At 71.4% G+C, this 13,922-nt stretch carries 13 protein-coding genes and 1 pseudogene; 5 read left to right on the top strand and 9 right to left on the bottom strand.

Annotated features, from left to right (window positions below; translation table 11 throughout):
* Window positions 1–19: 19 nt before the first annotated feature.
* The 3 genes from JN350_RS08925 to JN350_RS08915 form a co-directional block, all read right to left on the bottom strand.
* The gene (locus JN350_RS08925; protein ID WP_205464258.1) at window positions 20–637 is read right to left on the bottom strand and encodes a CE1759 family FMN reductase; all 618 of its coding nucleotides are present in this window, start codon (window positions 635–637) and stop codon (window positions 20–22) included.
* A gap of 153 nt (window positions 638–790) precedes the next feature.
* Window positions 791–1,060 carry a 30S ribosomal protein S15 gene (gene rpsO, locus JN350_RS08920; RefSeq protein ID WP_070416523.1) on the bottom strand — a complete coding sequence of 90 codons (270 nt, stop codon included), beginning with the start codon at window positions 1,058–1,060 and terminating at the stop codon, window positions 791–793.
* A 102-nt stretch (window positions 1,061–1,162) separates the two neighbouring features.
* On the bottom strand, window positions 1,163–1,609 hold the full coding sequence (locus tag JN350_RS08915; protein ID WP_205464257.1) for a VanZ family protein: 447 nt from the start codon (window positions 1,607–1,609) through the stop codon (window positions 1,163–1,165).
* Window positions 1,610–1,751: 142 nt separating this feature from the next.
* Here JN350_RS08915 and JN350_RS08910 point away from each other — a divergent pair, with 142 nt between their 5' ends.
* From JN350_RS08910 to JN350_RS08900, 3 genes are all read left to right on the top strand, one after another.
* Complete coding sequence (locus JN350_RS08910) at window positions 1,752–2,807, top strand: glycoside hydrolase family 6 protein (RefSeq protein ID WP_205464256.1); 1,056 nt, start codon at window positions 1,752–1,754, stop codon at window positions 2,805–2,807.
* A 41-nt stretch (window positions 2,808–2,848) separates the two neighbouring features.
* Entirely contained in the window at window positions 2,849–3,898 is a 1,050-nt protein-coding gene (locus JN350_RS08905) for a M4 family metallopeptidase (protein WP_205464255.1), read from the top strand.
* Between the two features lie 116 nt (window positions 3,899–4,014).
* Window positions 4,015–4,200 (top strand): hypothetical protein, encoded by a 186-nt coding sequence (locus tag JN350_RS08900; protein ID WP_205464254.1) that lies wholly within the window; start codon window positions 4,015–4,017, stop codon window positions 4,198–4,200.
* Window positions 4,201–4,351: 151 nt separating this feature from the next.
* Here the strand turns inward: JN350_RS08900 and JN350_RS08895 are convergent, their stop codons facing one another.
* The 3 genes from JN350_RS08895 to JN350_RS08885 form a co-directional block, all read right to left on the bottom strand.
* On the bottom strand, window positions 4,352–6,595 hold the full coding sequence (locus tag JN350_RS08895; RefSeq protein ID WP_240347657.1) for a helicase domain-containing protein: 2,244 nt from the start codon (window positions 6,593–6,595) through the stop codon (window positions 4,352–4,354).
* A gap of 73 nt (window positions 6,596–6,668) precedes the next feature.
* A complete protein-coding gene (locus tag JN350_RS08890) occupies window positions 6,669–7,505 on the bottom strand; it encodes an aldo/keto reductase (RefSeq protein WP_205464252.1) in 837 nt (278 codons plus the stop codon).
* Window positions 7,505–7,876: an FKBP-type peptidyl-prolyl cis-trans isomerase gene (locus JN350_RS08885; RefSeq protein ID WP_111084569.1), complete on the bottom strand. Its 372-nt coding sequence runs from the start codon at window positions 7,874–7,876 to the stop codon at window positions 7,505–7,507. Before JN350_RS08885 ends, JN350_RS08890 begins: the two co-directional genes overlap by 1 nt.
* 69 nt (window positions 7,877–7,945) lie before the next feature.
* Between JN350_RS08885 and JN350_RS08880 the strand changes: the two genes are divergently transcribed.
* A complete protein-coding gene (locus tag JN350_RS08880; protein WP_205464251.1) occupies window positions 7,946–9,265 on the top strand; it encodes an MFS transporter in 1,320 nt (439 codons plus the stop codon).
* Between the two features lie 250 nt (window positions 9,266–9,515).
* On the top strand, window positions 9,516–10,601 hold the full coding sequence (locus tag JN350_RS08875) for a YihY/virulence factor BrkB family protein (RefSeq protein WP_205464250.1): 1,086 nt from the start codon (window positions 9,516–9,518) through the stop codon (window positions 10,599–10,601).
* A 48-nt stretch (window positions 10,602–10,649) separates the two neighbouring features.
* Here JN350_RS08875 and JN350_RS08870 read toward each other — a convergent pair.
* From JN350_RS08870 to JN350_RS08860, 3 genes and pseudogenes are all read right to left on the bottom strand, one after another.
* A pseudogene (locus JN350_RS08870) lies at window positions 10,650–12,139 on the bottom strand (aspartate ammonia-lyase).
* 176 nt (window positions 12,140–12,315) lie between these two features.
* Window positions 12,316–12,612 (bottom strand): hypothetical protein, encoded by a 297-nt coding sequence (locus JN350_RS08865; protein WP_205464249.1) that lies wholly within the window; start codon window positions 12,610–12,612, stop codon window positions 12,316–12,318.
* On the bottom strand, window positions 12,612–13,868 hold the full coding sequence (locus JN350_RS08860; protein WP_123673409.1) for an inorganic phosphate transporter: 1,257 nt from the start codon (window positions 13,866–13,868) through the stop codon (window positions 12,612–12,614). Before JN350_RS08860 ends, JN350_RS08865 begins: the two co-directional genes overlap by 1 nt.
* Between the last annotated feature and the right edge of the window lie 54 nt (window positions 13,869–13,922).

Here is a 13,922-nt window from a genome sequence, read left to right as displayed (position 1 = left end):
ACGGGGTCAGCGATCGGGATCAGTGGCCGAGGCCACCGAGCAGGCTCGCGAAGTCCGCGGTCGCGGGGAGCGCGTCGGCTTCCTGCGGGGTCCGCCGGGAGGCCCGGATCGCCCACGCCAGGTCCGCTCCGGCCCGGCGGATGCGTCCGTCCAGGGCCGCGGCGTCGCCGTCGCTCCCCCAGTCGTCGGTCGCGGCGAACACGCCGGTCGGTACCACCGCGGTGCGGAGGTACGCGAAGACCGGACGCAGGGCGTGGTCGATGGCGAGCGAGTGCCGCGAGGTGCCACCCGTCGCGCCGAGCAGGACGGGCAGGTCGGCGAGCGCGTCCTTGTCGAGGACATCGAGGAAGGACTTCGCGAGACCGCTGACGCCGGCCGTGAAGATCGGCGTGACGAACACGACGGCGTCGGCTTCGACCACCGCGGCGATGGCGGCGGACAGCGCGGGCGCCGCGAAGCCGGTGAGCATCGCGTCGGTGATCTCGTGCGCGAGCGGCCGGAGCTCGACGTGCAGGACGTGCGCGGGCGTGCCCTCGGCGACGAGCGCGGCGACGGCGGCCTCGCCCAGGCGGTCGGCGAGCAGGCGGGTGGAGCTGGGCTCGGAGAGTCCGGCGGAGACGACGGCGATGGTGGTCATGGTGGTTCCCGACTTTCGATGCGTTTGCATGAACATCGTACCGAACCGTGTGCCGCACGCAACCATTCCCGCAGAACGGAGAACGCCCCGGTCCTCGCGAGGAGGACCGGGGCGTTCGGTCAAGCCGTGAGGCGTCGACCAGCGGCTCGTACCTTATCGGCGCAGGCCGAGGCGCTCGATGAGCGCACGGTAGCGGGCGATGTCGACGTCGGAGAGGTAACCGAGGAGACGGCGACGCTGACCGACCATGAGCAGCAGACCACGACGCGAGTGGTGGTCGTGCTTGTGCTCCTTGAGGTGCTCGTTCAGGTCGTTGATACGACGCGTCAGAACGGCGACCTGGACCTCGGGGGAACCGGTGTCGCCCGGGTGGGTCGCGTACTCTTCGATGATCTCCTGCTTGACCTTCGCGTCAAGTGCCATGCGTAGATCCCCTTTCAGTCCGTTGCGCGGTGCCCGTGCCTGATGCACGAGCGCTCTTTGTCCGCGGCCGTTCGACGGCAACCGCGCAAGACTACCAGAGTCCTAGGCGGTCCTGGGGCGCAGGCGACGACGACGCGGGGCCGGCAGCAGGCTGCGGACGAGTCCGACGAGGGTCGCGCCGAGCAGACCGCCGAGGCCGTTCGACAGCACGTCGCGGGGGTCGGCGACGCGGTAGGGCAGGTAGGTGGCCTGCGCGAACTCGATGCCGGTCGACAGGGCGACCGCGACCAGGGCTCCGAGGATCCACCAGCGCCGAGGCAGCCAGAGTGCGGCGAGCATGCCGACCGGCACGAACATCGCGATGTTGGCCAGGAACTCAGTGCGCTCGTACGTGAACCAGGCACCGTGCGGCAGCTGCTGCACCCAGGCGATCGCGTGCAGCACGAACGAGTTCTGTGCCGAGGTGAACACCTGCGGGGTCAGCGTCATCCGCCAGATCACCCAGGCGTACGCCGCGGTCACGGCGAGGAGGAGGAGTCGACGGAACATCCCGCCAGTCTGCGGCACCGCCCTGCACGCCCGCTGGAGCGCTCCTGGCAGAACCCGTCGGCTGACCTGGACGAACACCCCGGCGTCCTGGTCAGGACTCCCCGCACCTGTCAGCATGGGTGCGAACAGGGAGGACCGCCGGATGCCGGAGCACCAGGGGAAGCGTGCGCCCGCGCGACGTCAGTGGCTGTGGATCACGGCCGCGGTCGTCGGCGTCGCGGCGGTCGTCACGACGCTCGTGGTCGTCGTACCGCACGGCAGCGAGCCGGATGCCGACCCGCCGACGAGCGGACGGGACGTCGTGACGCGGAAGACCGTGGAGCAGGCTTTCCCCGGCGGCCTCGCGCACCAGCCGTCCGCGGTCAACCAGCCGGGCATCCGCGAGCGCCAGGCCCGCGCCGCCGGCCACGACGACACCGCGGCGCAGATCGCCCGCATCGCCGACCAGCCGATCGCGACCTGGCTCACGGACACCTCGCGGTCCGAGACGCGCGCGACGATCCGCACCGTCGTCCGGAATGCCGAGCAGCAGCGGGCCACCCCGGTCTTCGTCCTGTACACCGTGCCGGACCGCGACTGCGGCAGCTACTCGAAGGGCGGCACGACCGACGACGCGTACCTGCCGTGGGTCCGCTCCGCCGTCCGCGCGATGGCCGGCTCGAAGGCCGTCGTGCTCGTCGAACCGGACGCGATCGCACAGATCCAGAACTGCGAGCGCCTCCGCGACTCCCGGCTCCCCCTGCTCCGCAAGGCCGTGGACGCCCTGACCGGGCACGGACTGACGGTGTACCTCGACGGCGGCAACGAGAACCGCGTCCCGACCGCGACGATGGCCGACTGGCTGCGTCGGGCGGGTGTCGACGAGGTGCAGGGCTTCTTCACGAACGTGTCGAACTTCTACCGCGTCGACCAGGAACGCGCCTACGCCGACGAACTCGCCGACGCGATCGGTGGTGATCCGCACTTCGTCATCGACGTCTCCCGGAACGGCCAGGGCTGGCGCGGGACCTGGTGCAACCCCGAAGGTGCGGGCCTCGGCCAAGACCCGCACGTCACCGGTGGATCGAGCCGGCTCGACGCCCTGCTCTGGGTCAAGACGCCGGGGCTCAGCGACGGCACGTGCAACGGCGGACCGGCCGCCGGGCAGTGGTGGGAGTCGTACGCGCTCGGCCTGGTCGAGAACCGCACGCGCGACTGACCCACGGCCGGGGTGTCGGTGCCCGGTGGTTGCATGAGCGCATGACCCCGACCGACAGCCGGCGCTCCGTCGTCCCGCCCTACCTGCTCCACGCCGTGGCCCAGGCGGCCGAGTACCCCCGGGCGGCCTCGGCCGCGCGCACCGCCCTGGCGTCGCTCGAGCTCGTGCAGACCCCGAAGCACCAGCACCTGCTCGCCCCGCGCGGCGTCAGCGGCACGGTCGACCGGTCGCCCCAGCGCACGATCGCCGATGCCCGTGGCACGACGACCCTGCCCGGCACGGTCGTCCGGAGCGAGGGCGACCCCGACACGGGCGACGCGGCCGTCGACGAGGCGTACGCGGGCCTCGGCGCGACCCACGCCTTCTGGCTCGACGTCTTCGGCCGGGTGTCGATCGACGGCGCCGGACTCCCCCTCGACGCCACGGTCCACTTCGGGCAAGACTACGACAACGCCTACTGGGACGGCAGCCGGATGGTGTTCGGCGACGGCGACGACGAGGTCTTCCGGCGCTTCACGATCGCGCTCGACGTCATCGGGCACGAACTGGCGCACGGCGTCACGCAGTACACCGCCGATCTCACCTACCAGGGGCAGTCCGGGGCGCTCAACGAGTCGATCAGCGACGTGTTCGGCTCCCTCGTCGCCCAGTACGCGGCCGGGCAGACCGCCGAGCAGGCGAGCTGGCTCATCGGCGAGGGGCTCTTCACGGATGCCGTGCACGGCGACGCCCTGCGCTCGATGCGGTCACCCGGCACCGCCTACGACGACCCGGTGCTCGGCAAGGACCCCCAGCCCGCGACGATGGCCGGCTTCGTCGTCACGACCGACGACGCCGGTGGGGTGCACACGAACTCCGGCATCCCGAACCACGCGTTCTTCCTGGCGGCGACCGCGATCGGCGGGTACGCCTGGCAGGGCGCCGGTGCCGTGTGGTGGGACGCCCTGACCTCGGACGCCGTCACCGCCTCGATCGACTTCGCCGGCTTCGCCGCCGTGACGATCGACGCCGCTGGGGCCCGGTTCGGCGCCGAGTCCGCGGAGCACACCGCGGTGCAGGACGCCTGGCGGACGGTGGGCGTCCTCGACTGAGCACGTCGTCCGGCGTACGGTCGGGAGCATGCGCATCGAGGTCCGTCGTTCCGGGGCTTCGCCGGTACCACGCGGCACTGGCGGGTCGACACCGACACGAGCGCCGACCCCGCGGCGTGGTCCGAGGTCGTCGACGCGCTCCCCGGACCCCCGCGACCGCCTCGGCCGGGCCGCCGGTCCCCGACGACTTCACGTGGACGATCACCGTCGAGCGCACGACCGTGACGATCCCGGGTCGCCGCCTCGACGGCGCGTGGGCCGACCTCGTCGCGCGCGTCCGCTCTGCAGGCGACCCGTCCTGAGACGGCGGGGGTGTGGCGGACCCGCCACGGGCCTCCCGTCCGCACCGCGCCACCGTACCGCCGCGGATCGTGAGCAGGAATGGTCGCGTCCGCGCTGCCGACCCGACCGCTTCTGCTCACGAAGTGGCCGCGCGAGCGCGCGACCCGCGGGTCAGGCGACGTCGATGACCGTCAGGCGCCGCGTCGGACGGGTCATCGCGACGTAGACCGCGGCCGCCGGGCGCGCAGCGTCGCCTCCGACGCGGTCGGGGTCGACGAGCAGCACGCCGTCGAACTCGAGGCCCTTGGCGTCCGCCCCGGTCAGCACCGTGAGCGACCCGGCGTGCGGCGAGGCGAGCCCGCGCACGTCGGCCTCGGTGCGGGCGAGGCGCTGCCGGACGGCGTCGACCTCGGACTCCGGGACGATCACGCCGATGGTGCCGGCACCGATCCGCGACCGTTCGGCGTCGGCGACCGACACGACCGTGTCGAGCAGGTCGGCACGGGCGACGCGGACGCGCTCGACGGGGTCGCCGTCGCGCACGGCCTCGTTGCGGGTGACGGTCAGGCCGGCACCGTCGGCGAAGACGCCGGCGGCCTCGACGATCGACCGCGGGGTGCGGTAGTTCACGGTGAGCTGCTCGATTCGGTGGTCGAGCGGTACGAGCGGCGCCCGGCCGCGGCGTCGGCGGGCCAGCGCCCCGAGCACGTCGTCCCAGGTGCGTGCGGCGCCGGGCGAGGATCCCTGCGCCATGTCGCCGACGATCGTGAAGGACCGCAGCGGGTTGCGGCGTGCGAGCACGCGCCACTGCATCGGCGAGAGCTCCTGCGCCTCGTCGACCACGATGTGCCCGTAGGTCCACTCGCGGTCGTCGGCAGCGCGCTCCGCCGTCGAGCGGGGGTCGCCGCCCTCGGCGAACGAGCCGGCGACCTGCTCGGCGGTGACGATGCCCTCGACGCCCATGTTCTCGATCGCCTGCCGCGCGTTCTCGATGTCGCGGTTCCGGCTGGCCTTCGCCGCGCGCTTGGCGGCGCCACCGGTCGGGTCGAACGGTCCGAGCAGTTCGGCGGCCTCGTCGAGCAGGGGGACGTCCTCGACCGTCCAGGCACCACCGCGTGCGCGCTGCAGCAGGGCACGGCGCTCCGGGGTCCAGTCCGGGGTCAGCGAGGCGAGCCAGTTCGGACGGGCGTACAGGTCCTCGAGGAACTTCTCCGGGGGCAGCGGCAACCACGCGGTGTTGAGCAGCACCCGGGCGTCGTACGAGCTCCGGATGTCCTCGCGCAGGACCTTCTCGTCGGCTTCGTCCACCGTCGTCCCACGCTCGCGCAGCTGTTCGGCGAGCAGCCGGGTCATCGCGTCGAGCGCGAGCTTGTTGAACGTCACGCGCGCGGCGTTGTGGGGCTTGCCGCGGTCCTGTGCACGCTTCATCGCGTCGGCCACGAGCTGCGGCGGCACCACGAGCCGCTCGCCCTCGACGTCGAGCGTCACCGACTCGGTCGGCACGACCTGGCGGGACCGCACGGCGCGGCGCAGGAGTGCAGCCGTCTGCGCAGCACCCTTCACGGCGGCCACGTCGCGGGGGTCGTGCGTCGTCGCGTGCACACCCGGGTAGAGCGAACCGAGCGAGGCCATCACGACGCCGGTCTCGCCGAGCGACGGCAGGACCTGTTCGATGTAGGTGAGGAACGCCGGCGACGGGCCGACCATCAGGACGCCGGAGCCCCGCAGCCGCTCGCGGTACGAGTACAGCAGGTACGCGGCACGGTGCAGCGCCACGGCGGTCTTGCCGGTGCCTGGGCCGCCCTGCACGATCAGGACGCCCTCGAGCGGGGAACGGATGATGCGGTCCTGCTCGCCCTGGATGGTGGCGACGATGTCGGTCATCCGGCCCGTGCGCTCGGCGGTCACCGCGGCCAGCAGCGCCCCCTCGCCCTGCAGGTGGGTGCGCTCGTCGTCGTAGAGCGAGGCGTCGAACACCTCGTCCTCGACGCCGACGACCCGACGGCCCTCGAGCGACAGGTGGCGACGCGAGCGCATCCCCATCGGGTGCGCCGCGGTGGCCTGGTAGAACGCGCTGGCACCGGGCACACGCCAGTCGAGCAGCAGCGGGCGGTGGTCGGCGTCGCGGAGGCCCACGCGGCCGATGTACCGGAAGGCGTCCTCGGAGCTGTCGGGCTCGGAGACCTCGAGCCGGCCGAAGACCAGACGGTCCCCCACGCGCTCGAGCGTCGCCACGGTGTCTTCGTAGAGTCGGGCGTACGCGTCGCGCTCGCTGCGGCTCTGGTGGTTCCCGCCGACCGCCTGACGACGGGTCTCGGCGAGACGCTGCTCGGCCTCGGCGGTCAGCTCGTCGAGACGGCGGAAGAGGCCGTCCACGTAGCCGCGCTCGCGGTCGATCTCGGTCGGTTCGGACACACGCAACCCTTCGGGAAGAGGGGAATCCAGTGTACTGCCCGCTGGAGCCCCGCAGTTCCCGAAGGGTCGTCGGTCACATCTCTTCGTGCGTGTCCGGGTCCGCGTCCCAGAGCCGGCCGCGCTCGAGGCCGGAGATGGCCTGCACCTCGGCGTCGGTCAGCTCGAAGCCGAACACGTCGAGGTTCTCGCGCTGCCGGGAGGAGTCGGCCGACTTCGGCACCGGCACGGCGCCGAGCTGGACGTGCCACCGCAGGACGACCTGGCCGGGGGTCACGTCGTGGGCCGCTGCGGCGTCGGTGATCGGCTGCTCGGTGAGGAGCTCCGACCGGACCGCGAGCGGGCTCCAGCTCTCGGTCACGATGCCGAGCTCCTGGTGCACCTTCCGCAGTTCCGCCTGTGGGAAGTACGGGTGCAGCTCGACCTGGTTCACGGCCGGGGCGACACCGGTCGCGTCGATGATGCGACGCAGGTGCTCCGGGGTGAAGTTCGAGACGCCGATCGAGCGGACCTTGCCGCTGTCGCGCAGGTCGACGAACGCCTTCCACGTGTCGACGAACTTGTCCACCGACGGGTTCGGCCAGTGGATCAGGTACAGGTCGACGTGGTCGAGCCCGAGGTTGCCCAGGGTCTCGTCGATCGAGCGGTGCGCCTCGTCGTAGCCGTGGTGGCGGCCGGGGAGCTTCGACGTGACGACGAGGTCCTCACGCGCGACGTCGGACTCGCGGACGGCGCGACCGACCGCGTCCTCGTTGCCGTAGTTCAGCGCCGTGTCGAGGAGCCGGTAGCCGCTCGCGATCGCGGCGCCGACCGCGGCCGCACCCTCGTCGCCGTTCAGGCCGTAGGTGCCGAGGCCGAGCTCCGGGAACCGGTGGCCGTCGTTCAGCTCGATGGTCGGGGCACCGACCTGCATCAGCGCACCCCGAGCAGGTCGATCACGAAGATCAGGGTCTTGCCGGACAGGAAGTGGCCACCACCGGCGGGACCGTAGGCGAGCTCCGGCGGGACGACGAGCTTGCGGCGACCGCCGACCTTCATGCCGGGGATGCCCTCCTGCCAACCGCGCACGAGCGCCGCGAGCGGGAAGTCGATGGGCTCACCGCGGTTCCACGAGCTGTCGAACTCCTCGCCGGTCTCGTACTCGACGCCGGCGTAGTGCACCTTGACGGTCGACCCGGCGCTCGCGACGTCGCCGTCACCCTCGACGATGTCGGTGATGACGAGATCGGTGGGGGCCGGGCCCTCGGGCGCGTCGAACTCGGGCTTGCTGTTGAGGTCAGTCATGCGATCCAGTCAACCAGAGCGCGGCAACGGCAGACGCAACGGCCACACAGGCCGCAGAATGGTTCCACCGTGACACGACCCACTCCCGCACCGCCGCGCCGCCGCCTGCTCGCCGACCTCACCCCGCTCCGCCGATCCCCCGCCTTCGCCCGGCTCTGGGCGGGCACCGCCATCGCCGGGATCGGCACGCAGATGACCACGGTCGCGGTCGGGCTCGAGGTGTACGAGATCACGCACTCCACCTTCGCGGTGGCGCTCGTGGGGGTCATCGCCCTGCTGCCGATGGTGGTCGCCGGCCTGTACGGCGGCATGCTCGCCGACGCCTTCGACCGCCGCACGGTCGCGCTCGTGTCGTCGATCATCGCCTGGGTCGCGGTCGCCCTCATCGCCACCCACTCGTGGCTCGGACTGCACAGCGTCGCACTGCTCTACGTCCTGGCGACCGTGAACGCCGTCGCCGCGACCGTCAGCAACGCCTCGCGCTCGGCGATCGTCCCGCGACTCGTCGGCACCGACCTGCTGCCCGCGGCGAGCGCCCTGGGCGGCATCGCCTCCGGGTTCCAGGTCACCGTCGGACCGGCCGTCGCCGGTGTCCTCATCGCGAGCGTCGGGTTCGCGCCGACCTACACGATCGACGTCGTCCTGTTCACGTTCGCGTTCCTCGGGGTGTTCACGCTGCCGAGGATGGCGGCCGACCACGGTGCACTCCGCCCGGGACTGAGCTCCTTGGTCGAGGGCGCACGGTTCCTGCGGAGGTCGCGCAACATCACCATGACGTTCGTGCTCGACATCGTCGCGATGGCGTTCGGCCAGCCCCGCGTCCTGTTCCCCGCGATCGGGGCGCTCGTGATCGGCGGCGGATCGATCACCGTCGGCACGCTCACGGCCGCCTACGCGATCGGCGCCCTGCTGTCGAGCGTCTTCTCCGGGCCGCTCGGGCAGGTGCGCCGCCAGGGCGAGGCGGTCGGCTGGGCCATCACGGCGTACGGCGGCGCGATCGCGGCGTTCGGCGTCGTCATCGCGCTCGCGCACGTGCTCGGCGGACGCTCGGGCGAGTCGTTCTCGGTCGGGATCCTGCCCGCGCTCGGGTTGGCGGCGCTGTTCCTGGCGGCGGCCGGCGGTGCGGACAACGTCAGCTCGGTGTTCCGGAACACGATCCTGCAGGCGGCGTCGCCTGACGGCATGCGCGGCCGGCTGCAGGGCATCTTCATCGTCGTGGTCACCGGTGGACCGCGGCTCGGCGACCTCTACGCGGGTCTGGTCGTCGCGGCCGGCATCGCGTACCCGCCGATCATCGGCGGCGTGCTCATCGTGGCGCTCGTCGCGCTGCTCCTCCGCCTCGTCCCCTCCTTCCGCCGGTACGACGCCATGCACCCCCACGCCAACTGACGGCTGAGCGGCCGCAGCACCGGACCACCCCCTTCCGCGAAAGCGACAGATTTGCGCGAACCTTCCGCGGATGTCTGTCGCTTTCGCGAGACGGACGACGGACCGTGGCGGGCTCGTGTCGCTCTGACGGGGTCGACGCGACCAGGCGGTGGACGGGAGGCGCGGGGCGGGCCCGCCACGGGCCTCCCGTCCGCACCGCGGCGCGACCAGGGCACCGAGGCGACGTCACGTGTCGGGTACCGTACAACGCATGCCGGACAGCGCATCGCGCGATCTCCAGCGGACGGGAGTCCGCGCCGTCGTCCGGCGCACCTACCACTCGGTCATCCGGCACCGCGTCGTCGACGCGGCGGCGTCGTTGACGTTCTTCGCGCTGCTGACCGTGTTCCCCACCGCGCTGACCGTGGTGTCCGCACTGTCGATCGTCGACCGCAAGGGCGACAGCCTGGCCGACATCATCGGCGTGCTCGGGTTCATCCTGCGGCCGGAGACGGCGGAGCACCTCGAGACCCCGCTGCGTCAGCTGCTGACACTCGACAACCCGTGGCTCGGGTTCGCGACCGGCGTCGTGCTGACGCTGTGGTCGCTGTCCGGGTACGCGACGGCGTTCGGGCGGGCGATGAACACCTCGTACGAGGTCGAAGAGGGTCGGCGGATCTGGAAGTTCCGCAGCATGATGCTCCTCGTGACCCTGCTCGTGATGGCGGGCGGGGCGATCGCGATCGTGATCCTGCTCGGTACCCCGACGATCTCGGCGGCGATCGTCGCGTCGTTCGGCTGGGCGCCGTGGATCGACGACGTGTGGAACGTCGTGAAGTGGCCCGTGCTCGCCGTCGACCTGGTCGTGATGGTCGCGGTCCTGTACTACGCGACCCCGAACGTGAAGACGCCGCAGCTGCGGTGGGTGTCCGCCGGTGCCGCGTTCGCCATCGTGACCTGGGCGCTGGCGACCCTCGGCTTCGCCGTCTACGTCGAGACGATCGGCGGCGGCAACCGTGCGTACGGGTGGCTCGGCGGCGGGATCCTGCTGCTCGTCTACCTGTACATCTCGAACTTCGTGCTCGTGGTCGGCGGTGAGCTCGACTCCGAGGTGATCCGGATGCGGCAGCTCCTGGCCGGCATCGAGGCCGACGAGTCCATCCGGTTGCCGCTGCGCGACGTCACCCGCAACTTCACGCTGGCGCGGTGGCGGGACGCCGACATCGCCGCGGCGCGGAACGTCCGGACCACCGCGGCCCAGGTCGCCGCCGACGAGGACGCCGAGCCGACCCCGGCCGAGGAGCACCTGCGCGACGTGGCACAGCAGGTGCGCGTCGGCGAGGCGCCGATGCCCTGAGGCGGTTGCGCTGGTTGCGCTGGTTGCGCTGGTTGCGCTGGTTGCGCGTCAGCGCTCGCGCGCCGCTTGGTCCAGCATCTCCTCGGTGACCACCGGGATCGCACCGGTGGCGAGCTCGATGCCGGACAGCCGCGCCGGGCTCAGCACGCGCTGCACCTGGTCCTCGTCCATCAGGCCGGCAGCCACGACGAGCGTCGAGATCGGCGTCGACGTGGTCAGTGCCGTGTGCGCGATCGACGCCGCAGCCGCGTAGCCGATGTACGGGGTCAGGGCCGTGACCACCCCGACGTTCGTGTCGACCTGCGCCGCGAGCTTCGCCTCGTTCGCCTCGATGCCGGTCACGCAGTGCTCGCGCAACGTCGCACAGCCCCGCGACATCCACTGCAGCGACTGCAGGATCGAGTGCGCGATGATCGGCTCGAACGCGTTGAGCTGGAGCTGACCGCCCTCCGCCGCCATCGTCACGGTGGTGTCGGCGCCGACCACGGCGAACGCGATCTGGTTCACGACCTCGGGGATCACCGGGTTCACCTTGCCCGGCATGATCGACGAGCCCGCCTGGCGCGCCGGCAGGGTGATCTCGCCGAGGCCCGCTTGCGGCCCCGACGCGAGCAACCGCAGGTCGTTGCAGATCTTCGAGAGCTTCGCGGCACTGCGCTTCACCGTGCCGGACAACGTCATGAAGGCGCCGGCGTCGCTCGTCGCCTCGATCAGGTCCGGTGCCGTCACGACGTCGATGCCGCTGGCGTCCTGCAGCTGCCGGCGGACCTCGTCGCGGTAGAGCGGGTCCGCGGTGATCCCGGTACCGATCGCCGTCGCGCCGAGGTTCATCTCGGCCAGCAGCGGCAGGACCTTGCGGAGCAGGTCGGCGTCCTCCTGGATCGTGTGCGAGAAGCCGGTGAACTCCTGCCCGAGGGTCATCGGTACGGCGTCCTGCAGCTGCGTCCGGCCGACCTTGAGCACGTCGGCGAAGGCGTTCCCCGCTCGGCGAACGCCGCGGAGAGCTGTTCGAGCTGCTCGATGAGCCGCCGGGCGGAGAAGATCATCGCGATCTTGATGCTCGTCGGGTACGTGTCGTTCGTCGACTGGCTGCGGTTCACGTGGTCGATCGGGTGCAGGTACCCGTAGTCGCCCCGCTTACGGCCGAGGAGCTCGAGGGCCCGGTTCGCCAGGACCTCGTTCGTGTTCATGTTCGTGCTCGTGCCGGCACCGCCCTGCACGATGTCGACGACGAACTGCTCACGCAGGGCGCCGTCCCGTACCTCTTGCGCAGCACGGTCGATGGCGTCGGCGCGCTCGTCGTCGAGGACCCCGATCGCCCGGTTCGCCCGCGCTGCCGCCTGCTTGACGGTGGCGAGGGCCTCGATGAGGTCCGGGTACACCGAGATCGGCACGGACGTGATCGGGAAGTTCTCCAGGGCCCGCAGGGTGTTGATGCCCCAGTACGCGTCGATCGGGACCTCGCGCGACCCCAGCGAGTCGCTCTCGGTACGGGTTTGCGCCCCGGTGGGGGCCTGTGCTGCTTCGTTGCCGGTCACACGTCGAGGCTAGCCCAGTCCGTCCGGCCGGTCCGGAACGAGCTCGGGGTGTGCGCCCGGGGGCGTGCCGGGGGCGTGCCGGGCGGGAGTGCGCACATGGCGAGCAGGAATGGTCGGGTCGCCGGAACGCACCCGACCATTTCTGCTCACGAAGCTGGCGTCGCGCGCGCCCCGGGTCAGTGGAACTGGGGGACGATGAGGTAGATGCCGTACAGCACGACGGCGCCGCAGACCGCATAGCAGAGGATCGCGAGCGCACGGAAGGCACGCACCGCGGTCGTCGCTCCGTCGGGGTTCGGGAACCCGGCGGTCGCCGGACCGATCGTGCCGTCGTCCTTCACGGTGAACTTGCCGGCGCGGGTGTCCGCGGCGCTCCAGAACCGGAGACCGACGGAGTACACGGCCACGACAAAGCACGACGAGACCACGGCGACGAGCGCCACGGTGAGGAACGCGAACCAGTCGATTCCCATCAGCGACGACCTCCCTTGCGCGCGGCCATGCGGCGGAGCGTGCGCTCGCGGCTCAGCGCTGCGCGGCGGTCCGCGACGGCGTCGGCGCGCTTCTTGCGCTGCAGGTCGCGCAGTTCCTTGCGGGTGTACACGGCGTTCGCGGCGACGTCGACCTCGATGGCCGAGGCCTGCTCGTGCGGCTTCCGGAGCGACCACAGGTACAGGCCGAGGATCACCGCGGCACCGACGATCGCGTCGATGACGAGGCCGATGACGCCCAGGCGTGCGATGCCCGATGCCACGGCGCCAACGGCTGCGGCGGCCGGCAGCGTGATGAACCAGGCGATGACGATCTTGCCGGCGGTGGACCACTGGATCTTCGAGCCGCGGCGGCCGAGCCCGGCACCGATGATCGAGCCGGAGGACACCTGTGTGGTCGAGAGCGCGAAGCCGAGGTGGCTGGACGCCAGGATCGTCGCGGCGGTCGATGCCTCGGCCGCGAAGCCCTGGGTGGCCCGGATCTCGGTGATGCCGGACCCGAGCGTGCGGATGATGCGCCACCCGCCCGTGTAGGTACCGAGCGCGATCGCCAGGGCACAGGCGACGACGACCCAGAACTGCACGCCCTGGTTCGACGACTGCGCCCCCGACGCGATCAGCGTCAGCGTGATGACACCCATCGTCTTCTGCGCGTCGTTCGTGCCGTGCGCGAGCGACACCATCGACGAGGTGAAGATCTGCCCGACGCGGAAGCCGCCGCGCTCGTTCGGGAACACCGGACGCTTCGTGATCCGGTACGCGATGCGTGTCGACAGGAACGACACGAGCGACGCGATCACCGGGGACGCGAAGGCCGGGATGATGACGACCGTCAGCAGCGCGACGTAGTTGACGGACTGGAACCCGGCGCCGACGATCGCGGCGCCGATCAGTCCACCGAACAGCGCGTGCGACGACGACGAGGGCAGCCCGCGGAGCCACGTGATCATGTTCCACACGACCGCTCCGATGAGCCCCGCGAAGATCATCTCCGGTGAGATCGCGACGCCGCCCGGGCCCTCGTTGATGAGGCCGTGCGAGATCGAGGTCGCCACCGCGGTGCTGAGGAACGCACCGACGAGGTTGAGCACCGCGGCGACCGTGACCGCGACCTTGGGCTTCATGGCCCCGGTCGCGATCGGAGTCGCCATCGCGTTGGCGGTGTCGTGAAAACCGTTTGTGAAGTCGAAGAAGAGGGCCAACGCGATGACCAGGACGACTATGAGTGTGATGTCCACCGCGGGCCAGTGTTCCCCATCGACGGCCTCCGGAGCAAACCTGATCGGCAACCT

Source organism: Curtobacterium sp. 24E2 (assembly GCF_016925595.1).
GTDB lineage: Bacteria > Actinomycetota > Actinomycetes > Actinomycetales > Microbacteriaceae > Curtobacterium.
The sequence above is the reverse complement of the archived record's forward strand: the minus strand, read 5'-3'. Positions and strand labels throughout refer to the sequence as shown.

What these genes read in the sequence shown, in the direction of transcription:
- JN350_RS08890 (WP_205464252.1), bottom strand. Translation starts at nt 7,505, where the DNA reads ATGCAGGTCGGTGCCCCGACCATCGAGCTGAACGACGGCCACCGGTTC.
- JN350_RS08915 (WP_205464257.1), bottom strand. Translation starts at nt 1,609, where the DNA reads ATGTTCCGTCGACTCCTCCTCCTCGCCGTGACCGCGGCGTACGCCTGG.
- JN350_RS08885 (WP_111084569.1), bottom strand. Translation starts at nt 7,876, where the DNA reads ATGACTGACCTCAACAGCAAGCCCGAGTTCGACGCGCCCGAGGGCCCG.
- JN350_RS08925 (WP_205464258.1), bottom strand. Translation starts at nt 637, where the DNA reads ATGACCACCATCGCCGTCGTCTCCGCCGGACTCTCCGAGCCCAGCTCC.
- JN350_RS08875 (WP_205464250.1), top strand. Translation starts at nt 9,516, where the DNA reads ATGCCGGACAGCGCATCGCGCGATCTCCAGCGGACGGGAGTCCGCGCC.
- JN350_RS08910 (WP_205464256.1), top strand. Translation starts at nt 1,752, where the DNA reads ATGCCGGAGCACCAGGGGAAGCGTGCGCCCGCGCGACGTCAGTGGCTG.
- JN350_RS08905 (WP_205464255.1), top strand. Translation starts at nt 2,849, where the DNA reads ATGACCCCGACCGACAGCCGGCGCTCCGTCGTCCCGCCCTACCTGCTC.
- rpsO (WP_070416523.1), bottom strand. Translation starts at nt 1,060, where the DNA reads ATGGCACTTGACGCGAAGGTCAAGCAGGAGATCATCGAAGAGTACGCG.
- JN350_RS08865 (WP_205464249.1), bottom strand. Translation starts at nt 12,612, where the DNA reads ATGGGAATCGACTGGTTCGCGTTCCTCACCGTGGCGCTCGTCGCCGTG.